This is a genomic window from Methanobacterium sp., assembly GCA_012838205.1.
Taxonomy (GTDB): domain Archaea; phylum Methanobacteriota; class Methanobacteria; order Methanobacteriales; family Methanobacteriaceae; genus Methanobacterium.
The window spans coordinates 90,640-112,645 of sequence record DUPR01000024.1 but is presented as its reverse complement, the minus strand read 5'-3'; the positions used below and the strand labels follow the sequence as shown (position 1 = coordinate 112,645).

Here is a 22,006-nt window from a genome sequence, read left to right as displayed (position 1 = left end):
ATTATATTGAGTTTCAACAAATTTTCAACACACATAAACTAAGGTGAGATAATGGTCATAAAGAAAACAAAAAGCCTGTGTCCAGAATGCCTCAGAGTAGTGGATGCAGAAGTCTTCGAAGACCAAGAAAAAATAATGATAAAAAAAACGTGTCCAGAACATGGTGAATTTGAAAACACTTACTGGCAAAGTTCAGAAGCTTACTTCTATGCATCTGATTTTAATTACACAGGTGAAGGTATTGAAAACCCCCGAACTGATATTGTAGATGAATGTCCTCTAAATTGTGGTATTTGCACTGAACATGAGAGTCAAACTGTATTGGGCCTAATCGATGTAACCAATCGTTGTAATCTTCGTTGTCCTATTTGTTTTGCTAATGCAGCAGTTTCTAATTATTTATATGAGCCCAGTTATGAGGAAATACGTGAAATGTTACGTAATCTTCGTGCAAACCAGCCAGTACCCACCCCTGCAATTCAATATGCAGGCGGTGAACCCACTGTAAGAAAGGATATTGTGGAACTGGTAAAACTAGCACGTGAAGAAGGATTTAGCCATGTTCAAATAGCCACGAATGGAATTAAACTGGCAAAAGATCCTGAATTAGCTCAAAAATTGAAGGATGCTTCTTTAAATACAGTTTACCTTCAGTTTGATGGGATTACTGAAGAACCATACATAAAATCAAGGGGTCGCAACCTTTTACCCACTAAATTGGAAGCAATTGAAAACTGTCGCAAAGCTGACTTGGGGATTGTACTGGTACCCACTCTAGTTAAAGGAATTAATGATGATCAAATTGGTGACATCATAAGATTTGCCATCGAAAATCTGGATATAATCCGCGGAGTAAACTTCCAGCCGGTGTCCTTTGCAGGGCGAACACCAGCAGATGAAGTTGAAAAACAGAGAATAACCATACCCTTATTTCAAGGATTAGTGGATAAACAGACTGGAGGAAAGATCAGTACTAATGATTTTTATCCTGCTTCGTCAATTATACCAATCACTGATTTTGTGGAGGCTATTGAAGGTGAAAACCAAGTTGCATTCACTTGTCACTCTCACTGTGGAACTGCCACGTATATCTTTATTGACGATGGTGAAATTATTCCTATAACTCAATTTGTTGATGTTGACCGGTTTTTCAGTCTTCTTTCCCGAAGTAGTGATGATATAAAAGAAGGAGGTCTGGTTGGTAAAGCTAAGGTTCTAAGCCGTGCTACCATTGAGCTTCCTAAAACTATTGACCGGGAAAATAAGCCCGATTCACTGGATATCACTGGGATATTAACGAAAGTATTCAAAGAGAGGTCTTACAGTGCTTTAGGAAATTTCCACCATAAAACATTACTTATCTCCTGCATGCACTTCATGGATCCCTGGAACTTTGACCGGGACCGGGTTAAAAAATGTTTAATTCATTATGCTGTGCCTGACGGTCGCATAATACCTTTCTGTTCCATGAATACCATCTACAGGCAACAAGTGGAGAAAAAATTCGCCAAACCCTTAAAGAAAAAATAATAACTGGTTGTGGAATTGCTAATTCAAACTCCTTCACGTCTTCATCTATCTTTACTTGACCTTAATGGTTCATTAGGCCGCATTGATGGCGGAGTTGGACTCACCCTCAAAAAACCATCTTTAGTTCTAGAACTGAAAGAAAAGGGCACTGGAGTTCAAGTAGAATTCATTAAGCCAAAAAATCTTTCTAAAAGTAATATTGAAGATTATGTAGATAGAATAGGATCTTCCGCCATAAAAATGATGAAGTATTTAGGGATTGATAAAGGATTAACCTTTATTGTCCATGAAAATTTCCCATCTCATTCTGGTTTAGGTTCTGGAACCCAATTATCTCTGGCTGTAGGTAAACTGATTTCTGATTCTGTTAAACATGAAATTGAGGTACCAAAAATTGCCAGCATAGTGGGTCGGGGAGGTACTTCAGGCATAGGTGTGGCCTCATTTGAAAATGGTGGTTTCATTATTGATGGAGGCCATCATTGTGATGATAAGCGCGAATTTTTACCATCATCTGCTTCAAAAGCATTACCAACACCCATACTCGCCAGATATGATTTTCCAGAAGAATGGAAGGTGATTTTGGTCATTCCTGATGTTAAAAAGAATGTTTCAGGAACTGAAGAAGTTAATATTTTCCAGGAATACTGTCCAATACCATTAGAAGAGGTGCAGCAAATGTCTCACCTCCTCTTGATGAAAATGATGCCTGCAGTTTTGGAAAAAGATCTGGATGCATTTGGGGATAGTGTTAATCGCATCCAAGATATCGGTTTTAAAAAGATAGAAAATCAGTTGCAAAAGCCGGTGATAGGGGAAATAATGAATCTACTCCGGGATGCCGGTGCTCCAGGTGTGGGTATGAGTTCATTTGGACCCACCATTTATGCAATCACTGACAGTGCTAAGGATATAGTGAGTGCTGCACATGATGCCCTTGAAGGGGTGGGTGGCTATGTAATGGAAAGTGAGGCTCAAAATTATGGTTGCATCTATAGATAGATTGCATTAAATTAACCAATTATATGATTAACATGACTGATAAAATAAAGGGTAAAGTTTGGAAATTCCGGGACAGCATAGATACTGATGTCATCATACCCGGACGTTATTTGAGAACCTTCAGTTTAGATGAACTTGCCAGCCATGTAATGGAAGGAGAAGATCCTGAGTTTGCGAAAAATGTGAACAAGGGTGATATAATAGTTGCCGGCTGGAACTTTGGCTGCGGTTCTTCACGAGAACAAGCACCAGTGGCTTTAAAACATGCTGGTGTGGATGCAATTGTTGCCAAGTCATTCGCACGCATCTTCTATCGTAATGCTATAAATATAGGGTTACCAGTTATTGTAGCTGATATCCAAGCTGATAATGGGGAAGAACTTATGATAAACCTTAAAGACGGTGTGATAAAAAACTTAAACACCGGTGTGACTGTTACCATACAACCTTTCCACGATTTCATGCGAGAAATACTTCATGACGGAGGTCTGGTTAAACATTACCTCAAAGAAAAGAAAGAAAAAGGCCGGTTTTAACAATTATAATCAAATAACACTAATCTTTAGAAATTGACTATTAATTAAATTTTTACAATAAAGTTTTTACAATTACAAAAACATAGTTTAAATTTGTATTTGTATATTATCTAAATCTTAATTTAATCGTTATAGAAAAATAATCCATGCGGAAATTGTAATAATCCAAAAGATTTTTGGATACTTATTTTTTTATTTTATGTGAGGAAAAAACAATGAAATGTCCAGTATGTAACTTTCAATCTCATGAAATTCTCAAAACTAAGGGTAAAAACACTAAAGAAGTTCTCATAAAGTGTCATGAATGTGGAAACACCTTCAGAGAAACTATAAAAATCCCTAAGATGGTAGATTGCAGAATCATTATAAGTAAATTTTCTCAATCTGAAAAAAAACAGATTAAACTATATCCTGATGAAATTCTCCAAGTTGGGGAGGTATTAGTAGTTGATGGTGAAGAAGCAGAAATAACCTCACTTGAAAATAAAAGGGGAGGTCGAGTCCTTAAAAGCCACGTTTCAGAGTTAGAAACTATCTGGGCAGCATCGCTGGCAGGGCCGGCTAGAATAGGAATATCAATAGATTATGGTGGTAGAGTGTTATCAAAAAAAGTTGAAGTGGAAAGAGATTTCCAATTCACGGTTGGTGATGTGGTGAAAATGGGAAATGTAGTATTTCGCATTAAATCCATGAAGACTATAACTTCCAAGATCAGAAGAGGGGGCGCCCTTGCAGAACAGATTAAAAGGATCTATTCTAGACCAGCAAGTCATAAAGATAAATTCCAATATGATTTAACCTCTAAAATTGTTGAAAACGAAAATATTTACTAATTTCAGATCATGTTTTCATTTTTTCCCATTTAATCCCATTACAATTTAAGGTGATTAGATGATGGACCAAAGAGAAGAATTGGTGGAAAAACTATGTAACCAAGGTTACATAAGGACTGAAAAAGTTAAAAAAGCAATGCTAAATGTACCTCGTGAAGAGTTCATGCCTCCTGAAATCAGAGCCTATGCCTACTTAGATCGTCCCCTACCAATTGGGAAGGGACAAACCATATCTGCACCACATATGGTGGCCATTATAGCAGAAAAATTAAAACTCAATGAAGGAATGAATATACTTGAGATTGGAACTGGATTCGGTTACAATGCTGCAGTAGTATCCGAGATAATTGGTATTTCAGGTCATGTTTACACTATAGAGAGAATACCATCTCTGGCAAGAAAGGCCAAGGAGAACCTTAAAAAAACTGGGCACAACCACCAAGTTACTGTTATCATTGGGGATGGAACTTTAGGATATCCTGAAAAAGCACCATTTGACAGGATTTATGGAACAGCCAGCGCACCTAAAATTCCCCAACCACTTAAAAAGCAATTGAAAATCGGTGGGAACTTAATTATACCAATGGGGTCTGAAAATTATTTCCAGGAACTGGTATCTGTTCAGCGGATCTCAGAGGATGAATTCAAGTCTAAAGATTTGGGCGGAGTTGCATTTGTTCCCATGATAGGAGAATATGGCTGGCCTGAAGATTAAACCCAATTCAACTATTAAATTCATCTCATGTATCTGAAAAACTGTTTGCAAATGAATTACATCATTAAATTTTGCTTGTATAATCACTGAAATATATTTAAAATGAAATTTGTCTGAATCATGATTAACATGAAATTTTATATTGAAACTTTTGGTTGTACTTTCAATCAAGCTGATTCACAGATAATGGTTGGCTTACTGGAAGAACAAGGAATAAAATCTGTTAAATCTATTGAACAAGCAGATATTATCATTTTGAATACTTGTTATGTTAAACTGCCCACAGAACAGAAGATCATAAACCACATCCAGAAAGTTCAGGATATTTATCCTCATAAAAAACTGGTTGTTGCTGGGTGTATGGTGGATATTGATCCTGTGAAACTGGAAAGATTGGCTCCTAAAGCTGGATGGATTGGTTCGCGTAGAATTAAGTCTATTCCCGAAGTTGTTAAGGCAATTATGAGGGATGATATTAAGAGAAAAACAGGTCAAGATAATGAAATAAAGACTTGCCTTCCTAAGAGGCGTTCTAATCCCCTTGTACATATTATGCAGATTTGTGAAGGATGCCTTGGGAAATGCAGTTATTGTTGTACCAGATTTGCACGAGGAAAACTACAAAGCTATCCCCTAAATTTTTTAAAAAGTGAAGCAGAGCAAGCAGTGGCAGATTCTTGTATGGAAATCCAACTCACCGCCCAAGACACCGCTGCCTATGGAAAAGATTCTGGAGATAATCTATCAGATATTATAAACCAAACAACTAGCATTCCTGGCAATTTCAAAGTTAGGGTAGGAATGATGCACCCCCGAAATGTTGCTGATGATATTGAATCTATAATTAACTCCTTCAAAAATGAAAAAGTCTATAAATTTCTTCATCTGCCTTTGCAGAGTGGAAACAACCAAGTCTTATCGGATATGAATAGAGGACACTCAGTTGAGGAATACCTTGAAATTATAAATTATTTTAAATCAGAACTGCCACATCTTTCCATTTCTACAGATATTATTGTAGGATATCCCACAGAGGATGAAGCCGCATTTCAGGATAGTCTTGATGCAATTAATGCAATACGGCCTGATTTTTTGCATATTTCGAAATATTACCATCGTCCCGGCACTCTAGCATCAAAAATGGATGAAAATGATCACCAAGTGATTAAAAACCGTTCCAAACGTTTGAATGATCTTAAAAACAAGATAGCTTCTTCAAATAACAAAAAATTAATAGGAACCTCTCAAAGGATCCTAATCACTGATAAAGGGAGTAAAGGAGGTTATATTGGTCGTACAGATTCTTATAAAACAGTAATTGTTGATGAAGCTTCATTGGGTAATTTTTTTGATGTAGAAATAACCCATTCCAAGAGTACTTATCTTAAGGGAACAATTTTGTGACCTTCAGTTATATATGGTTTCATATTCCTCGCCTTATCGATCTAAACCCGTCATAATGCAGAAAGTGCGGCAGCTAGACTTGAACTTTTTATTTCTTGGATTGTTCCTTAATGAACAAGTATCATCTTACCAAACCCCTCATTTAGGACATATGTTGTTTTTGCATCTATTTTTCACCTTAATTTCAACAATACTTGGTTTCATTCATTTTTACACATTTGTTAAATGATTGTTTTCGCTTTCCATTTTGCTTGATTTATTAGAATTTTATGGTATACAATTTTCATGGCTAATCTTACAGTTTATTTCAAAAAGATGTCGGATTGTATGATTATTCTCAACTTTGATCATTATTTTTAAGAATCATGATTTTTTTAATTGATAATAATTATCTTTATCAAACATGATTAATGTTCATTTCAAGCTGGTTTTTTGCTTGGATTAAATTTTTGTCAGATCAAACTCTTTATTTATAATAAATACTGTTTTTTATCCAATAGTAAAGCATAAATAGATTAATGGAAAGAGAAATATTGATCGTATGAATTATTTGATTTGTGAAGACTGTGGTGGTTACTACCATCTCCAGGAAGGAGAATCTATAGGTGACTTTGAATCCTGTGAATGTGGTGGTAGATTTTATTTTTTAGAATACGGAGAAGATGGCCAACTTCAATCTCCTAAAATCATCTGTGAATCTTGCCGGAATCTAAATGAAATCTACACACCATTTTGCAGTGCATGTGGTCAAATATTAAGACCTTCCCAAGAAATTATCACCACTGAAAAAAACAAAACCTTCAAACCAAGGTTATATGCAAGTTTAACATTCATTGCAGTGTCTATAATGATATTAGGTCTTTTTTTATAATTTAAATGTAAAAAAATTCATCACAACTTTTCGGTTAGTGAACACTAGGCATTATTAGAACATTTTTTAAAAAAACTTTTCCTAAGATTTCTTTTTTAAATTAAAAGTAATAATCCAAGTAAAATGCCGTGGGCCGGACTTGAACCAGCGACATCCAGATCTTCAGTCTGGCGTTCTCCCAACTGAACTACCACGGCAATATGGGCCCGACGAGATTCGAACTCGTGATCACCTCCGTGTCAGGGAGGTATCATACCCCTAGACCACGGGCCCGCATTCACAGATTATAATTCTGTTACTATATAAATCTTTTCTATTAGGGTGTAGATGATATATTCTTTAAACAAAATCATTTTTAATAGTAGGAAAAATGTATATGCCTTACTTGTCATATATAAAGCCGCTAAAAAATGTAGGGGTGATGTGAAATGGATATTAATGATCCCATAAAAACAACTGTGGAAGAAATCCGGAAAGTTCTCAACATAGAAAACGTAATAGGTGAGGTAATAGAAAGTGAAGATAAAGTATTGATACCAGTTACAAGAATGGGAATGGCATTCGGAGCAGGTTTAGGTGAAGGAAAAGGGCCTAATATTCCCGGAGGTTCTGGTGCAGCAGCCGGTGGAGGCGCAGGTATCGAACCAGTGGCAGTTGTAGTGGTATTCAAGGGTAAGACCGGACCGGAAGGAGTTAAAGTAATGTCTTTAAAATCAGCCGACCCACTCTCCAGAGCCATAGGCGAAACTGGTTCAGCAATAGTTAATGTAATGTCAGAAGCAGGTAAAATAGCAAAAGGCAAAAAAGAAAAAGACGATACCAAAAAATCTGAATCTGAACCAAAAAAGTAACTGATCTAATAAATTAATTAACCTTAGAGCGGGTTAAACTTGATATATGTTATAATAGGCATCATCATAATTATTTTGGTGCTTATTCTATTATCTTTTCTTGCAATTCCCTTAAACTTATCATTAGCCCTTAAAAAAAGTGGTTCGGATATAAATGGAAAATTCAGCTTAAGATGGTTGGGTATAAAGATTTTTTATAGGGAAATTCCCGGGGAAGAAAAGGAAGAAACTGAAAAAAAGAAGAAAAAGGATGAAGAAGATAAATTCGATCTGGATCGCATATTAAAGATTCTCAAGTTATTTTTAGAAGCTTGGCCTCATATTTATCAGTTGATGCTTACAATTTATCGTTCGTTCATAATTGAAAAGATTTTTCTGGATCTAACTATGGGATTGGAAAGTCCTGCAGACACTGCACTTTTCACAGGTTACATTTGGGCTTTTACCTATCCATTAAATGCACTTACACGTATAAATACAATAATAACACCTGATTTTGACCGAAGAATTTTGGATGGAAATCTTGAATTAGATGTCAAATTGAAATTGGGCGGGGTTGTGATTGAAGCTATAAGAGCTTATACCAAGAAACCAGTAAGAGAACTAATTCATGAACTTCGAGGTTGACTATTCCCTGAGGTAAAAAAATGATAGAGGATGATATAAGGGTCGGAAAGCCTTTCAATATTGAAGGTAGATCTTTTTACCCATTGGTAAAGGTTTTTCACTGGAAGGGACATCATGCAGAATCATATTCATTATTTCCAGTGGCTTTAGTTGTATTGGAGGGCCAAAATAAGTACTTGCTACCTTTGGATGAACTTGACTCATCTCAAGAGTTATTGGACCTAGTTTCAATTTAATATAATTTAATATCCAATATTTTTCTTACAACTCATTAGTTGTGCTTCAAGCCTTTAAAAATAGATTTTTAAAATAAAATACTTAAGACTCTCTTCATAAAAAATAAATTAACAACATTAATGTAGGTGGATGCTAACTTGGAATTGGATTGGGGCAAATCAAAAGATAAATATCAGACTTTTCTTGTCTTTAGCCTAATTTTCCTAGCTTGCATTTTGGTATATTACTTCCATTTCGTTTTAAGAACTGGGATAATAATAACCCATTTTTTTTATATTCCCATAATTCTTTCTGGAGTTTGGTGGAAACGGAAGGCATTATGGGTTCCCTTTTTCTTGGCAGGAATCTTATTTTTAGCTGACTGGATAAATCCTATAAATAAGCAACCTTGGGTTGACGACTTGTTCAGGTCAATAGTATTCATTTCTGTCAGCATAATCACCATTATTTTAAGTGAACAGATTGAAAAGTCAAGGATACTTCTGGAAAGCAGTGAAAAACAGTTCCGTTCAGTTGTTGAATCCGCTATTGAAGCCATAATAACCACAGATGAGTCTGGAAAGGTGATTTTTGTAAATAAAAGTTTCGAGAAAATTTTTGGATATGCAGAGGATGAAATTATTGGAAAAACTTTTGAAATAATAATGCCGCCCCAGTACCGTGAAAAACATGGAAAAATTTTTAATAAGTTGAAAGAAAAAAATGAGGATGAATATTTCAATAAAACATTAGAATTAACTGCTTCAAGGAAAGACGGGACTGAATTTCCCTTTGAAATGTCCATAACTTCATGGAAGGTCAATAACCAAAAATTCATTACTGCTATTTTAAGAGATATTTCCGAGCGTAAAAAAGCTGAAAAAACTCAAAATATTCTTTCTGCAATAGTTGACGGGTCAGATGATGCTATAATTGGAAAAGACATTGAAGGTAATATATTAAGTTGGAATCATGGGGCAGAAATTATTTACGGATACAAAGCAGAAGAAGTTATTGGAAAATCGGTTTCCATCATATTCCCCCCAAATTCTGATGAATTACGCCAGATATTACAAGAAATATCCAATGGAAAATCAATTAAACACTATGAAACAAAACGTATTACAAAACAAGGGGACATCATCGATATATCCCTTTCAGTTTCTTTAATAAAAGATTTCAACGGCAAAATCATTGGTGCTTCATCAATAGGTAGGGATATTACTGATCAAAAGAAGGCTGAAGTGGCACTAGCAAAAAGTGAGGCACAACTCAACATGGTAACCTCCAACATGGCTGATTTTATATCTCAATCCACTTTAGATGGTAGTTATGTCTACGTAAGCCCTTCCATTAAACAAGTTATGGGATATGAACCACAAGAAGTAATTGGAAAGTCTATTTTAGATTTTATACACCCTGATGATGTTGAATACGTATCTTCATGTATGATGAGGGCTGCTGATGAAGGTACAACTCAATCTTCACAACACAGATACAAAACGGCTGATGGGAGTTATATTTGGATTGAAACACTTGGAACTCCACTTTATAATAGAAAAAAGAGCATAGTTGGATTTGTTTGCAACAGTCGTGATATTACTCAACAAAAAAATATGGAAGATGCGCTACGGGAAAGTGAAGAGAAGTACAGGTCCCTTATTGAATCAGCAAAAGATGTTATTGCGATAATGGATTATAATGGGGTCTTTTTACTCATAAATAAAGCCGGTGCAAACCAGTTCAATATAGAACCTCCTGAAATACTAGGCAGATCAATAAGGGATTTCTTTCCAGATAGTTATAATAAACAATTGGAACTTATCCGAAAAGTTATCACAACAAGAGAAGGTTTGGAAACAGAGCTGGCAGTACAAATCGAAGGAGTTGAATTATGGTTTAGTATCATAATACAACCATTATTCGGTCCGGAAAATAAAATTAAAAATGTTCAAATGATAGCTAGGGACATAACTGAAATAAAAAACACGCAGAAAGAATTGGAACTAGCTTTGGAAGATAAAGACTTGTTGATGAAAGAAATATTCCATAGGGTTAAGAACAATTTAATGGTAATTTCCAGTTTATTAAATCTCCAGTCACGTTATATTAAAGATGAAGAAGCCAAGGGCATTTTTAAAGAAAGCCAGAATAGAGCTCATTCTATGGCAATCATCCACGAACGTCTCTACCGATCGTCTGATTTCAAGAAAATTGATTTTGGAGATTATATACGTACATTGGCCAATGACTTGTATCGCATTTACGTACTTCGCCCTGAAAAAGTGGAACTGGAAGTTAATGTGGATGAGACCATGATAGACATCAACACTTCAATACCCCTTGGACTAATCATAAACGAACTTTTATCAAACAGTATGAAACACGGCTTCCCTGGAGATACTAGAGGTAAAATTACTATTGATTTTCATAAGATTGATGGCGATTTTCTATTGGAGGTCAGGGATAGTGGAATAGGGATTCCTGAAGATGTGGATATATTCAATACTGGAAGCCTTGGCATGCAACTGGTTACCAGCCTCACCCAACAGATTAACGGAGAACTTGAATTTAAAAGAAGTCCTGAAACTAGCTTCCGCATAACTTTCCCAGAAACTGCATATAACTAATCTAATTAAAACTTCAACGGTTTGATCAAAAAAAAAATATTAAAAGAAAAAAATTATAAATTCTTCATTCAATTTTCTTGAATTCGGATTTGAGAGCTCCGCAGATTGGGCATACATCAGGTGCTTCATTTTCTACTGTGTTTCCACAGTGGCCACAGACATAATAATCCACTTCCTCATTGTTTCCTAAAACTTCCAGAGCTTTGGCGTATAGTTCGGCATGGATTTTTTCCACTTGATTGGCCACATCAAAAGTCCAAACTGCTTTGTTATTGCCTTCACTTTTTGCTTCTTTAATAAATTCAGGGTACATAGCCTCGAACTCTTCTTCCTCCCCTAAAATAGCGGATTTTAGATTCTCAGCAGTGCTGCCTATTCCATCCATCACCATTAAATGGTTCTGGGCGTGGACTGCTTCTGATTCGGCTGCGGCTCGAAAGAGTTTAGCAACTTGTCCGTATCCTTCTTCATCTGCTTTCTTAGCAAAAGCCAGATATTTCCGGTTAGCTTGAGATTCACCGGCAAATGCTTCCTTTAAATTATTTATAGTGCTCATAATAATCCAACCTCCATATATTTATTTGATTTATACTCAATGAATATATTTCCATCTAATAATGTTCGTTATACATTAAGGGTATTTCGTTATATTAAAACTGTCCTGCTTTTGTATTAGTCTTTCCTCCTCAAAATATCATTCATCTTAATAAAATAGTGAGACGTATAAGTGATAGTTCGAACCATTATATGCAACGCGTTTATAGGACATCACACCTAATGTTCCTTGGATAAAAAGATAACATCATCCTAAAAAATAAGAAAAAGAAGAAATAAAATAATTTATGCTGATTTGACGGCCATTTCGATGTCATCGGCTTTGACGGTCTTTCTTCCAGCGTGTTTTGCAAGTTCTACGGCTTTTTTGGCTAGCTCTTCGCCATTTTCTTCCAGAGCTTTAGCTAAAGCTTCCTTTGCATCATCGCTTATCCTTTGAGCACCAGCATTTTTTATGATCCTTCCAACTGGAGCAATTGGTAATTCAGCCATAATTTCACCTCCTAATTTAGCTAGAACTCTATAATATTTAAATATATCGGTTTTCATGACATCATGAGCCATGGTAATTACCATGCAAACATGCCAAGTGTGATAGTCAACCTACCAAAACTTTAAAGGTTACATAGTCCCATAGGAATTCTTATGTATAAGACTCCGGACATCGAACCCACCATAGAAGAGATACTAAACAAGTCACTAAAAGAAGTAATTTCCTATAAAGAAGCAACTGAACTTATTAAAACAAAGGGAACAGAATATCAGGCTTTGATTCAGGCAGCAGATTTGCGAAGGCAGGAATTAGTTGGTGATGAAGTAACCTATATCCAAAATTGGAACATAAACTACACCAACATATGTACAGGGATGTGTGGTTTCTGTGCCTTCCGAAAAAACCCAGGACAGGAAGGTGCATACTTCTTGGATGTGGATGAGATAGTCCGGAGGGCAAAAACTGCATGGGATGATGGTGCAATGGAAGTCTGCATACAGGGAGGTCTACATCCTGATGTAGATGCTCATTTTTATGAGAAGATACTAAGGGCAGTTAAAGAGGAAATTCCTGACATTCATATTCATGCTTTTTCTCCCATGGAAATCTACTATGGTGCGACGCAATCTGGCCTGACTTTGAAAGAAACTTTGAAAATGTTAAAAGACGCAGGGTTAGGTTCCATGCCCGGAACTGCTGCTGAAATCTTAAATGATGAAGTTCGTAAGATTATCTGTCCGGGTAAACTCACCACAGCCGAGTGGATTGAAGTGATTGAAACCGCCCACCAGACAGGATTGCCCACCACCTGTACCATGATGTACGGTCATGTGGAAAGTCCTGAGCACCGAGTGGAACACCTGGAAATCCTGCGCAAGATACAGAAAAAGACGGGCGGATTCACCGAGTTCGTTCCCTTAACCTTCATGCACCCCAATGCACCTATCTATCAGGAGGGCATTGCCAGGCCAGGAACCACTGGAACCGAGGATCTGAAGCTCTATGCTGTGGCCCGGTTAATGTTTGGAGACTTATTAAAGAATATCCAGGTTTCATGGGTGAAGCTGGGATTCAAATTCGCCCAAGTATGCCTCACTGCTGGTTGTAATGATATGGGTGGAACACTGGGAGAAGAGAACATCTCCAGATCTGCTGGGGCTCAGCACGGTGTTTACACACCCCCAGAACATTTACAGCACATTATTCAAGATTTAGGGAGAATTCCTGCTGAAAGAGATACTCTTTATAAGAGTATCCGACTGTTGTAATCATTCCGGTTTTACTAAATCCTATATAATTGCTTTGATATAATTAAAGAGTAGAAATAGGGGATTAATATGGGATCAACAGTGGAATTCATTTCAGAAGAAGGTATTTTAAGATTTGATGTGGCTGTGTTAGAGATTTTTGGATTTGGTCATTCTTTTTCAAAACGTATGTATATTCAACATCTAACAAAAACTGGAAAAAATTGTTAAAAGAGATAGAATATTTCTAGAAATGGTAATATGGTTGTTTTCCTACCTTCATCAGACGAAGACAGTCTTAATGAGTTTATTGCTGCTGTTCAAGCAGCAAGTCCAAATCTGGAGTAAAGGGATGATAAAAAACATCATCGAAGTTAAATGAATGAACAAGGATGAACATGGTTTTTTTTTAGCTTTAGATAGTCGTGTGATTGAAATTTTTGGATTCGGACATAAACATTCATCACGAAGAATACACATAGATCACCTGAGGATTTTTAAAATAACCAAAAGAGCTAAGCATAATATATGAAGATAGTATGATTGCCATAGGATATACTGAAGGTTGTGAGAATATGGATGAATTTATAGATTCCCTTATATAGGCTTCGATCGATTGATTCCTTGTTATAGAACTCCTTGTTGAATTTATTCAAATAATTTCAGTATACTCTCTCGATATTATTGATTTTATCAAAATTGGAGTCAAAAGAAACAATTTTTTTGATTTTATTCTGATTCATCAGTTCTACTGAGACAGAATCAGCAAATGAAAGGACATCATCATATTTCAAGTATATTTGTATGGAATTATCACATATTTCCTGATCAGTGTGGATTATTTGAGAGTTATCCATCAAGTAATCGTAGATTAGCTTTCCCTGTTTTCCTCCCCCTAAACTGCCCACCATAGTAACTGATTCTGAAAGAACCAGATCTGAAACTGTTTTATCATTTTCTTCCACCATTGAAGCTAATTTTTAGCTTGAAGATGCCAATGATCATTTTTAAGTGCCAGTGCAATGAAAAAAGAGGAGTCTAAAATAATCTGATAATCATCCCCGTTGTGCTTTCTTTTTAAGTTCCACAGCATCGGTTTTTTTTTAGTATCCACAAAATCCGTGATTTCATCTAAAGACACTTTCTTCCTGAATTTAAGCTCCACTCCCTCTTCTGATGGAAACCATTCAATGAGGTCACCGGGCCCTACCAAGAATTTTTTTCAGATACTGGATTGCACAACAGTTTGAAAACCTTTTGAAATTTTAGTTTTATTAGTCAATGAATCACCCTTGAATTTGTGTTTTTCAAAGAATTAATATTTTTTTAGTATTAATGGAATTTCAATGTTATTGGAGTTGATCTTTTTTCCCTATTTGCAGCTTGAAAATTAACATCCATCATTAATTAACCACCAGTTTATTCTCCTGGTACTTTGGGGCAACATTTTCCATAATCTCCAAACCTTTAACAACCACGCCTATATGGTTAACATCTGATGCGGGTTGTGAGTCTCCGAAGAATATGCAGAAGGCCTTGTCTGGTGGCCAGTAGGATATATCTCCCTTATCTGAGTATGGCGAGGGATTTTCATAATCATGGTCCAGGGGTATGGGGAAGTATATCTCATCATGCCATAACTGTGCTGGACCTTCCAGGGGAGGGTTTCATGGAATGCTTTGGCTGTTTTTTGGTTCCGGTCCTCTAGAAGGGCTGTTAGTTTTCCCTTTTTCACAATTTAAATCTCTATTTTCATCCTTCATCATTCCCCATATCTGATTATCCATAATATCTATTATTATTCCCTCATTTCTTCATTAAATCTCTCATCATAATAATTGAATTAATTAATAATTATTAATCAATTATTCAGTCGAATCACCCTGATCCAAAAGATCTTCCATTATCTGCACACCGGTTGAGGTTCCAATTTTACTGGCACCGGCATCAATCATGGCCAGCGCTGTTTCCAAGTTTCTAATGCCTCCTGCTGCTTTAACACCCATCTCCAGCCCAACAGTATCCCTCATGAGCCGAACATCTTCCACAGTGGCCCCATCCACTCCAAATCCTGTGGATGTTTTCACGTAATGGGCTCCTGCTTCCCGGGCTAGTTGACAAGCTGTTATCTTCTCATCATGGGTTAAGAGGGCTGTTTCCAAGATGACTTTCACCACTCGTCCCTTGGCTGCTCCCACTACTCCAGCTATATCGGCTTGCACCAGTGAGTGGTGGCTGGATTTAAGGGCTCCAATGTTCATAACCATGTCCAGTTCTGATGCACCATTCTCCACAGCCTCTTCAGCCTCGAAGGCTTTGGCCTGGGGTGTTTGCACACCGAAAGGGAAGCCTATAACCACGCAAACTTGTGTATCTGAGTTTTCAAGTAGTTCCCTGGACAGGGCTGCTTGGGTTGGTGTTACACAGACACAACTGAAGTTATAGTCATCTGCTTCTTGGCAGAGAACTTTTATATCTTCATCTGTGGCATCCCGTTGCACGTTGGTGTGATCAATCATTCCTGCCAGTTCCTCAATGGATATTCTCATCAAATCCCTCCGTTTATGTGATTTTCATATTTTTTTTTATAAATCGACTTATTTCAATTTGTGTCTCATAAATCAATGAAATTATTAAACTAATTTTTTAGCCATATATGGTCCCTTACGTTCGTATCCAAACTTCCGATAATAGTTACGGACTCCAATTCCACTAGTGATGAGTATTTCCTTTTTATCATACTCCTGGGTACTGATAGTTTCAGCAGTTTTAATCAATTCTTCTCCGTAACCCTTATGCTGCCACAGTTCATCAGTCCGTTCCCCCAGGGGCATCATAGGGCCATAAACATGCAATTCCCTAATCAGAGCAGTGTTTTGATTTATTTCTGGCCGATGAGCCTTTTCTGAAGGCATTCGCAGCCTTAAAAAGCCAAGAAGAACATCTGATTTAGCATCTTCCATGGAAAGAAATATTTCCTCACCCTCACTGGCACGGTAGTTTTCTCTTTGAAGTGTCACATTCTCCTTATGGGTGTATGTTCCCTGAGCAGCCTGATGTCCCACTTCACGGCAACGTATGCACTGACACTGCACACCTTCCTCTTCAAGTCTTTTGTAAACTAGTTCACCCAAGTTTGACTTTTGCACCCCTGCTTCAATTAATTGGGAAGGAATATCCCGTTGTATGCGCATGGTACGCACCCATTTAGGCAGAATCTTCTTTACATCCGTAATGAGTTTCACTGCCTCTTCTGTAGAGTACGGCTGATATTCTCCTTTTTCCCATAATTCATGGAGTTTTGAACCCTTGGTCACTAAACATGGATAGATCTTCAACATGTCTGGTTGGTAATGTTCATCTGAAAATATTCTCTTAAACATTCGCAAGTCCCTTTCATGGTCAGAAAAAAGACCGGGCATGAGATGCATAGCCACTTTAATCCCGGAATCCTTTAAAAAACGTGTGGCGTTTATTGTATCCTCAACTCGATGTCCCCGTTGCACACGGTGATAGATGAAGTTGTAGATGGTCTGCACACCCAGTTCAACCCGAGTAACCCCCATCTGGAGCATTCGATCCACATCCTCTTTTTTAGAGTAATCTGGACGTGTTTCAAAGGTCATGCCAACACAACGAACACTGGAAGTTTCATTGGCCCTTTGAACATCCGCAAGGTACTGGAATTTATTTGAGATATTTGGGGTAACTCTTTCATCAGCAGAAACTATTTGATGTTCTTTAACTCCAAAATCCACCATGGCTTGGAGACAATGGGTGATAAACCATTCCTGGAAGCATAAAAATCGTGAAGGGAATGTACCGCCCATTATTATGAGTTCCACCTTATCCAGGGGATGACCTATACTTTTCAACTGGTTGAGACGATTGTATACTTGTCGGTATGGATCAAAATCATACATTCTTGCTCTTAATGCAGCTGGTTCTTCTCCAGTATAGCTAGGAGGGGCTAACGTACTTTCAGGACAGTATAAGCATCTTCCATGGGGACATTTGTGTGGAGGGCACATCACAGCCACCACAGCCACTCCGGAGATGGTTCTTGTGGGTTTTTTCTTTAAAATTGGAGTAACTAATTCTTTTTCATCACTAGTTGCAGTCTGCAGTATCTCAGAGTTGCGTGGAAATCTATCTAACCCATATTCACGGCAAACAGTTAATTTGGCTTTTTCCAGATCTTTCCGGTTTTTGATTTTCCCCTTTAATATATCACTTATTATGGATCTTCCTGCTTCTTCCATGGTTTTTCTCCAGGATGCCAGTTTTAGTATACAATAGTTTACTAAATTATTAATTTGTTCCTGACACTATAAATCCAACACTATAAACAAAATAACAGAAAACCCCCCTAAAAAAGATAAAACTTATGTTGTTAAAAAAAATATTCAACTTTCCTAATTTAGATATTGGAGTATCTAAACATAATTTTGGAAGAATAAATGGATATTAATACCCTTAAATTGGACAAAAAAATATATACATCAAAAAATAGATTATATGTAGGTGTTTAAATGAAAGTGAGCGACTTTTTCGGGCGACGAGTTTTGGATAAAAAGGCTAACGAAATAGGTAAAGTAGTGGACTTGGTCATAAAACCAAAAAAAGGAATTATAACCACCATAATCATATCAACCAGTGATTTTGGGCTCACTAGGAAAAATCTGGAGATTAAAATTTCAGACCTACAAGAAGTGGGCGATTATTTGCTATTGAACATTGCCAAGGAAGAATTGGAAGCCAGAAAGGAATCAACTCCAAAAACTGAAAAAGTAAGGCTGGATATTGAAGAATGAAATTATAAGACTACATACCATTAAAAAACCAATAAATATTTTTTAATCTATTTTCAACAATCGTGAAAAGATGGGGGTGAAAAATGTGGAAGCAGCTAAACGGAATGAAGAACTCTCGATTGGTGTTCATGTAAGATACAATGGAACTGGCAGTGCTGGTGAAGTTTTAGCCCTTCGCAGTGATGATGATGGTATCTGGGCTAAGGTGGATACTACTCAGCTTTGGTACAACAGCCGTTACTTGGAACTACTGGATGAAGGTGAATACCGAAAGATCAAAGACAGGGAATCAAAGAAAAAAACCAAAAAACTCGATGAAGACGCTGATGAAAGAGAACTCACCAAGAAAAAGATTGATTCTCTTAAAGAAGATCTTGAAGGTGTGGATATGAGCACGGAAATGTGTGATGGTGGAGGTTAAAACTCTCCATCTAAGAATCTTTTTTATTCTTTATTAGTGAATCTAACTACAGATATGATTTATTTTTTCAAATTATTCAGGCACTGTTCATATAAATTTTCTGCTGCTGATTTATCAATTTTTAGCTCACTTAAAACATTGACACTGTAACTATCATTCGATGGAGAATGCACTGGGTCGCAGATCACTGGTTCTGTTAGCACTTTATAAAATAGATAGATGATTGCTAAAGAAATAATGCCGGAGATAATGGCTATTGTGATTTTTATGTTTTCGTTCTGGATTGAAGTGTCAATAACACATCCAAGAAGATAAATAAAAACCAGTCCTATTACCAGGAAAAAGGAAATGTTAGTTAAAAAGGGCAAAAGATCAATAAGGTCGAAAACAGAATAATAATTGTAATCGTAGTAAATGTAGTCATGGACAAATAAGAGAATGATTGAACTGATTAAGGGGATGACTAATATAATGAAAAAGATTAGTTTGAATTTGTTGGGATATAGAACTTCTTTTAGATCAACCATAACTACAATATTGTCTGTTCTATTATTAAATTATTTTTCTTTAAAACCGACATGGAATGAGCTAAATCCTGAAAATTTTCTCAAGGATGGGGGAATTTTGTAAGTAGTCGCCCATTCCCTGTTGGTGGAACTTTTTCCCCACCAATTGTAATCTCCACATTTTTTCAGTTAATTTATCTACCTTTTTAGAACTTTCACTGTAAAATTTGTTCATTTCTTGAGATAAATGATCTATTTCATCATTTAATTCATTTTCAAGCACCATACTATAAATACCAAGTAAATAATTCAGCGTATGTTCATTGCAATTCTGGATAATGCGTGTTGATTCTTTTTTCAATTTGCGTGTTTTTTGTCCTGGATAAAAGCGTTGGATTAGCTCTGAACGATAGGATAGGGCAATCAGTTTATGGGATAGTTCAGGGTATATTGAATTTTTCTGATAAAATGTGAGGGCATTAATACGGAACATCTTTTCTGTGGCTTCATCTTGGATCTGATAGTCCCAGTGAGGCCAATTGCCCTTTAAAAGTCCTTTATGCTTAACCAACTTTTCTAAGGGTGAACCAGCCACAATTTCGGCCCTGCCAAAATCAAAAGCCAAGTCTTTGTGTTTGTTCATGAAGTAGATGTTTTTATTTATCTCTTTGAGGGTGGCTTTGGGATGGAACATTAATAAATTGAAGGTCACGCTCATGTTTAACTTTTCAAGGAGTTTAAGGGAGTAATTGATATCATCTACATTGGAAGCACGTGTCAGGGATTTTAATCCACTGTTACTTGCATTTTCCACTCCTAGAAACACTCCCACTGTGCCTAATTCTTCTAAAACTGCAAGGATTTCTTCATTGATACTATCTGGTCTGGTTTTGATGAGGAGAGCTATATCTTCTAAGTCTATATTTTCATTTATTAAAGACTTTTTTAATGAGTTCAAACGGTGATAAGAATTTTTGGTGGAGGGTAGCAGAAAATTGTCATCATGAAACTGGAATAATCGCACATTCTTTTTGTAAAGTTCTGCCATTTCTCGGGCAACGTTTTCTGGTGATCTCAAGGCATAGGGAGGGCCTGTTTTTGATTTATGAAATGCGCCTATGCAGCAGTAAATGCAACGTGAATGGAAACATCCTCTACTACTAACTAATGTGCTGAACTTTTCTCCTAATCTAATTAGGGGATTTGCATCCCTTAATGGGAATGGAAGTTTATTTAGATCCGGAAATTGACTATTTACGGGATTTTCCTTGAGAGTACCATTAAAGGATTTATAAACCAGATTAGGAACATATTTCAAGTCTTTTTGATTTATTATCGCATCAATTAGCTTTGAAATAGCTGTTTCTCCTTCAAAACGAATCACTGAGTTTATAGTATCGTATTGGAGTATTTTTTCATATTCAAAGCTGGGAAAATGCCCGCCTACTGTCACATGAACGTCTGGGTTGATTTGTTTTATTTTCTGTATGAGATTGAGGAACATGAAGAACAGGGACTGGAAAGCTATGGAAACAGCTACCATATCTGGTTTGAATGATTCCACTTCATCCAATACATTTTTATACATTTGATAATTTGAACACCCGACAATTTTCACTTGATTTTTGTTTCTTCTTAATTGTGCACCTAAGTAGCGGATGGCCAAGTTTTCCTCATCTTCGGCCCCAACCAGAAGGATTTTTCCATTTTTTTCATTCTTCATATGATCAAATTCATTTTTATTTGGTAAAATTCTACAAGTGTAATTATCCAGTTAAAAGAGAATTTTTTTCACATTATTTCTATTTTTTTAATCTACGATATTATTTATTTAACCATTTGAGTTTATTGAAAATCACATGGTTTTTAATATTATGCATTTTTTATATACACATATCATACTAACGCTATAACACTATTAGCTTGAGGATATCTATTTTTATACATATATTAATGACAATAGGGTGTACTATGATAATTTTGGTTTTTTGTTTAAGGACATTAACCAGACATTATTTACTATTTTTATTTTTCTTGGAAATTTTTATATAACATTATGATACACTAATAATAATTAACCGACGGTCGGTTTGTTGGAGGGTTTTATGGTACCAAGAAAATCACGAGAAAAGCGGATAAATGAGATAACCGAAGCAGCAATTGATGTTTTCCTTAAAAATGGGTACGAAAATACGACAATGGAGGCTATTGCCCGTAAAGCAGGAATAAGTAAGGGTGGATTATACCATTACTTTCCAAGCAAAGACACAATCTTGATCCAAGCCAACGAAAAAATCAGTTCAAAAGTCGAAAAAATAATTGACACTGCTTTAGAGTCCTCGTCTGTTAAGAAAGGAATTTTGTGTTATATTGAAAATTACCTACGTTACTGGATGGGTCATCCCAGAGAAACTTCATTCTTATTTCTTTCCATGTCTAAACTACTAGAAAATCCTGATCTTTTAAAATATTATAAGCAGTACACCGCTGATTATATCATCTTTTTTGAGGATGCATTCAATATGGGAATAAAAATGGGCGAATTCAAACCCCACAATTCCAAAATCAGCGCTGTGACCCTTATGGCAGCTCTGGATGGGGTTTTAGGGTACATGTTTTTTGATGAAGATTTAGTGCTGGAAGAAGTAATGCAATATTTTGAGGAAAAATTCATCAAATCAATAGAAATCTAATTCAGCAATTTTTAAGGAGTTTAATTATAAAGTTCTAAAAAAGCTTGTGGATGGTGGATATG

General features: G+C 36.3%; 23 protein-coding genes, 2 tRNA genes and 2 pseudogenes. 16 read left to right on the top strand and 11 right to left on the bottom strand.

Features of this window, described 5'->3' with window-relative positions; all coding sequences use genetic code 11:
• Positions 1-51 precede the first annotated feature (51 nt).
• From GXZ72_03900 to GXZ72_03870, 7 genes are all read left to right on the top strand, one after another.
• Positions 52-1,530, top strand: coding sequence for a radical SAM protein (locus GXZ72_03900; GenBank protein ID HHT18681.1), 1,479 nt, complete (start codon positions 52-54; stop codon positions 1,528-1,530).
• Positions 1,531-1,545: 15 nt separating this feature from the next.
• The gene (locus GXZ72_03895; GenBank protein ID HHT18680.1) at positions 1,546-2,532 is read left to right on the top strand and encodes a hypothetical protein; all 987 of its coding nucleotides are present in this window, start codon (positions 1,546-1,548) and stop codon (positions 2,530-2,532) included.
• Between the two features lie 23 nt (positions 2,533-2,555).
• Positions 2,556-3,068: a 3-isopropylmalate dehydratase small subunit gene (locus tag GXZ72_03890; GenBank protein ID HHT18679.1), complete on the top strand. Its 513-nt coding sequence runs from the start codon at positions 2,556-2,558 to the stop codon at positions 3,066-3,068.
• 215 nt (positions 3,069-3,283) lie between these two features.
• On the top strand, positions 3,284-3,901 hold the full coding sequence (locus GXZ72_03885) for a hypothetical protein (protein HHT18678.1): 618 nt from the start codon (positions 3,284-3,286) through the stop codon (positions 3,899-3,901).
• Positions 3,902-3,959: 58 nt separating this feature from the next.
• On the top strand, positions 3,960-4,616 hold the full coding sequence (locus GXZ72_03880) for a protein-L-isoaspartate O-methyltransferase (GenBank protein HHT18677.1): 657 nt from the start codon (positions 3,960-3,962) through the stop codon (positions 4,614-4,616).
• A 129-nt stretch (positions 4,617-4,745) separates the two neighbouring features.
• Entirely contained in the window at positions 4,746-6,020 is a 1,275-nt protein-coding gene (locus GXZ72_03875; GenBank protein HHT18676.1) for a tRNA (N(6)-L-threonylcarbamoyladenosine(37)-C(2))-methylthiotransferase, read from the top strand.
• A 541-nt stretch (positions 6,021-6,561) separates the two neighbouring features.
• Positions 6,562-6,891 carry a hypothetical protein gene (locus GXZ72_03870; protein HHT18675.1) on the top strand — a complete coding sequence of 110 codons (330 nt, stop codon included), beginning with the start codon at positions 6,562-6,564 and terminating at the stop codon, positions 6,889-6,891.
• A 124-nt stretch (positions 6,892-7,015) separates the two neighbouring features.
• Here the strand turns inward: GXZ72_03870 and GXZ72_03865 are convergent.
• Positions 7,016-7,088 (bottom strand) — tRNA-Phe (locus GXZ72_03865).
• Between the two features lie 4 nt (positions 7,089-7,092).
• A tRNA-Val gene (locus GXZ72_03860) sits at positions 7,093-7,164 on the bottom strand.
• A gap of 155 nt (positions 7,165-7,319) precedes the next feature.
• Here GXZ72_03860 and GXZ72_03855 point away from each other — a divergent pair.
• From GXZ72_03855 to GXZ72_03840, 4 genes are all read left to right on the top strand, one after another.
• A complete protein-coding gene (locus tag GXZ72_03855; GenBank protein HHT18674.1) occupies positions 7,320-7,742 on the top strand; it encodes a sporulation protein in 423 nt (140 codons plus the stop codon).
• A 39-nt stretch (positions 7,743-7,781) separates the two neighbouring features.
• The gene (locus tag GXZ72_03850) at positions 7,782-8,369 is read left to right on the top strand and encodes a DUF2953 domain-containing protein (protein ID HHT18673.1); all 588 of its coding nucleotides are present in this window, start codon (positions 7,782-7,784) and stop codon (positions 8,367-8,369) included.
• A 20-nt stretch (positions 8,370-8,389) separates the two neighbouring features.
• Entirely contained in the window at positions 8,390-8,605 is a 216-nt protein-coding gene (locus tag GXZ72_03845) for a hypothetical protein (GenBank protein HHT18672.1), read from the top strand.
• A 138-nt stretch (positions 8,606-8,743) separates the two neighbouring features.
• On the top strand, positions 8,744-11,215 hold the full coding sequence (locus GXZ72_03840; protein ID HHT18671.1) for a PAS domain S-box protein: 2,472 nt from the start codon (positions 8,744-8,746) through the stop codon (positions 11,213-11,215).
• Positions 11,216-11,279: 64 nt separating this feature from the next.
• On the opposite strand, the gene GXZ72_03835 is transcribed toward GXZ72_03840, so the two are convergent.
• Complete coding sequence (locus GXZ72_03835; protein HHT18670.1) at positions 11,280-11,771, bottom strand: rubrerythrin family protein; 492 nt, start codon at positions 11,769-11,771, stop codon at positions 11,280-11,282.
• A 284-nt stretch (positions 11,772-12,055) separates the two neighbouring features.
• Complete coding sequence (locus GXZ72_03830; GenBank protein ID HHT18669.1) at positions 12,056-12,262, bottom strand: histone family protein; 207 nt, start codon at positions 12,260-12,262, stop codon at positions 12,056-12,058.
• 153 nt (positions 12,263-12,415) lie between these two features.
• Between GXZ72_03830 and cofH the strand changes: the two genes are divergently transcribed.
• Both cofH and GXZ72_03820 read left to right on the top strand, forming a co-directional pair.
• Positions 12,416-13,531, top strand: a complete 1,116-nt coding sequence (cofH, locus tag GXZ72_03825) for a 5-amino-6-(D-ribitylamino)uracil--L-tyrosine 4-hydroxyphenyl transferase CofH (protein ID HHT18668.1) — start codon at positions 12,416-12,418, stop codon at positions 13,529-13,531.
• 69 nt (positions 13,532-13,600) lie between these two features.
• Entirely contained in the window at positions 13,601-13,741 is a 141-nt protein-coding gene (locus tag GXZ72_03820) for a hypothetical protein (GenBank protein ID HHT18667.1), read from the top strand.
• 431 nt (positions 13,742-14,172) lie between these two features.
• Here GXZ72_03820 and GXZ72_03815 read toward each other — a convergent pair whose 3' ends face one another.
• From GXZ72_03815 to GXZ72_03795, 5 genes and pseudogenes are all read right to left on the bottom strand, one after another.
• On the bottom strand, positions 14,173-14,478 hold the full coding sequence (locus GXZ72_03815; protein ID HHT18666.1) for a PIN domain-containing protein: 306 nt from the start codon (positions 14,476-14,478) through the stop codon (positions 14,173-14,175).
• Positions 14,479-14,565: 87 nt separating this feature from the next.
• A pseudogene (locus tag GXZ72_03810) lies at positions 14,566-14,792 on the bottom strand (AbrB/MazE/SpoVT family DNA-binding domain-containing protein).
• Positions 14,793-14,913: 121 nt separating this feature from the next.
• Positions 14,914-15,266, bottom strand: a pseudogene (locus GXZ72_03805) (hypothetical protein).
• A 109-nt stretch (positions 15,267-15,375) separates the two neighbouring features.
• Positions 15,376-16,059, bottom strand: a complete 684-nt coding sequence (gene deoC / locus GXZ72_03800; GenBank protein HHT18665.1) for a deoxyribose-phosphate aldolase — start codon at positions 16,057-16,059, stop codon at positions 15,376-15,378.
• 84 nt (positions 16,060-16,143) lie between these two features.
• A complete protein-coding gene (locus GXZ72_03795) occupies positions 16,144-17,772 on the bottom strand; it encodes a tRNA uridine(34) 5-carboxymethylaminomethyl modification radical SAM/GNAT enzyme Elp3 (GenBank protein ID HHT18664.1) in 1,629 nt (542 codons plus the stop codon).
• Between the two features lie 270 nt (positions 17,773-18,042).
• Here GXZ72_03795 and GXZ72_03790 point away from each other — a divergent pair, with 270 nt between their 5' ends.
• Both GXZ72_03790 and GXZ72_03785 read left to right on the top strand, forming a co-directional pair.
• The gene (locus tag GXZ72_03790; GenBank protein ID HHT18663.1) at positions 18,043-18,324 is read left to right on the top strand and encodes a PRC-barrel domain containing protein; all 282 of its coding nucleotides are present in this window, start codon (positions 18,043-18,045) and stop codon (positions 18,322-18,324) included.
• Between the two features lie 70 nt (positions 18,325-18,394).
• A complete protein-coding gene (locus tag GXZ72_03785; GenBank protein ID HHT18662.1) occupies positions 18,395-18,745 on the top strand; it encodes a DUF2098 domain-containing protein in 351 nt (116 codons plus the stop codon).
• 59 nt (positions 18,746-18,804) lie between these two features.
• On the opposite strand, the gene GXZ72_03780 is transcribed toward GXZ72_03785, so the two are convergent.
• Both GXZ72_03780 and GXZ72_03775 read right to left on the bottom strand, forming a co-directional pair.
• Positions 18,805-19,272 (bottom strand): hypothetical protein, encoded by a 468-nt coding sequence (locus GXZ72_03780; GenBank protein HHT18661.1) that lies wholly within the window; start codon positions 19,270-19,272, stop codon positions 18,805-18,807.
• A 61-nt stretch (positions 19,273-19,333) separates the two neighbouring features.
• The gene (locus GXZ72_03775) at positions 19,334-20,974 is read right to left on the bottom strand and encodes a B12-binding domain-containing radical SAM protein (GenBank protein ID HHT18660.1); all 1,641 of its coding nucleotides are present in this window, start codon (positions 20,972-20,974) and stop codon (positions 19,334-19,336) included.
• 382 nt (positions 20,975-21,356) lie between these two features.
• On the opposite strand from GXZ72_03775, the gene GXZ72_03770 reads away from it, so the two are divergent.
• Entirely contained in the window at positions 21,357-21,944 is a 588-nt protein-coding gene (locus GXZ72_03770; protein HHT18659.1) for a TetR/AcrR family transcriptional regulator, read from the top strand.
• Positions 21,945-22,006 lie beyond the last annotated feature (62 nt).

Excerpts from the sequence above, each read along its gene's own strand:
- GXZ72_03820 (HHT18667.1), top strand. The coding sequence starts at position 13,601 with ATGGGATCAACAGTGGAATTCATTTCAGAAGAAGGTATTTTAAGATTT.
- GXZ72_03775 (HHT18660.1), bottom strand. The coding sequence starts at position 20,974 with ATGAAGAATGAAAAAAATGGAAAAATCCTTCTGGTTGGGGCCGAAGAT.
- GXZ72_03830 (HHT18669.1), bottom strand. The coding sequence starts at position 12,262 with ATGGCTGAATTACCAATTGCTCCAGTTGGAAGGATCATAAAAAATGCT.
- GXZ72_03880 (HHT18677.1), top strand. The coding sequence starts at position 3,960 with ATGATGGACCAAAGAGAAGAATTGGTGGAAAAACTATGTAACCAAGGT.
- GXZ72_03795 (HHT18664.1), bottom strand. The coding sequence starts at position 17,772 with ATGGAAGAAGCAGGAAGATCCATAATAAGTGATATATTAAAGGGGAAA.
- GXZ72_03875 (HHT18676.1), top strand. The coding sequence starts at position 4,746 with ATGAAATTTTATATTGAAACTTTTGGTTGTACTTTCAATCAAGCTGAT.
- GXZ72_03785 (HHT18662.1), top strand. The coding sequence starts at position 18,395 with ATGGGGGTGAAAAATGTGGAAGCAGCTAAACGGAATGAAGAACTCTCG.
- GXZ72_03845 (HHT18672.1), top strand. The coding sequence starts at position 8,390 with ATGATAGAGGATGATATAAGGGTCGGAAAGCCTTTCAATATTGAAGGT.
- GXZ72_03870 (HHT18675.1), top strand. The coding sequence starts at position 6,562 with ATGAATTATTTGATTTGTGAAGACTGTGGTGGTTACTACCATCTCCAG.
- GXZ72_03815 (HHT18666.1), bottom strand. The coding sequence starts at position 14,478 with ATGGTGGAAGAAAATGATAAAACAGTTTCAGATCTGGTTCTTTCAGAA.
- cofH (HHT18668.1), top strand. The coding sequence starts at position 12,416 with ATGTATAAGACTCCGGACATCGAACCCACCATAGAAGAGATACTAAAC.
- GXZ72_03780 (HHT18661.1), bottom strand. The coding sequence starts at position 19,272 with ATGGTTGATCTAAAAGAAGTTCTATATCCCAACAAATTCAAACTAATC.
- deoC (HHT18665.1), bottom strand. The coding sequence starts at position 16,059 with ATGAGAATATCCATTGAGGAACTGGCAGGAATGATTGATCACACCAAC.
- GXZ72_03770 (HHT18659.1), top strand. The coding sequence starts at position 21,357 with ATGGTACCAAGAAAATCACGAGAAAAGCGGATAAATGAGATAACCGAA.
- GXZ72_03900 (HHT18681.1), top strand. The coding sequence starts at position 52 with ATGGTCATAAAGAAAACAAAAAGCCTGTGTCCAGAATGCCTCAGAGTA.
- GXZ72_03885 (HHT18678.1), top strand. The coding sequence starts at position 3,284 with ATGAAATGTCCAGTATGTAACTTTCAATCTCATGAAATTCTCAAAACT.
- GXZ72_03835 (HHT18670.1), bottom strand. The coding sequence starts at position 11,771 with ATGAGCACTATAAATAATTTAAAGGAAGCATTTGCCGGTGAATCTCAA.
- GXZ72_03855 (HHT18674.1), top strand. The coding sequence starts at position 7,320 with ATGGATATTAATGATCCCATAAAAACAACTGTGGAAGAAATCCGGAAA.
- GXZ72_03890 (HHT18679.1), top strand. The coding sequence starts at position 2,556 with ATGATTAACATGACTGATAAAATAAAGGGTAAAGTTTGGAAATTCCGG.
- GXZ72_03790 (HHT18663.1), top strand. The coding sequence starts at position 18,043 with ATGAAAGTGAGCGACTTTTTCGGGCGACGAGTTTTGGATAAAAAGGCT.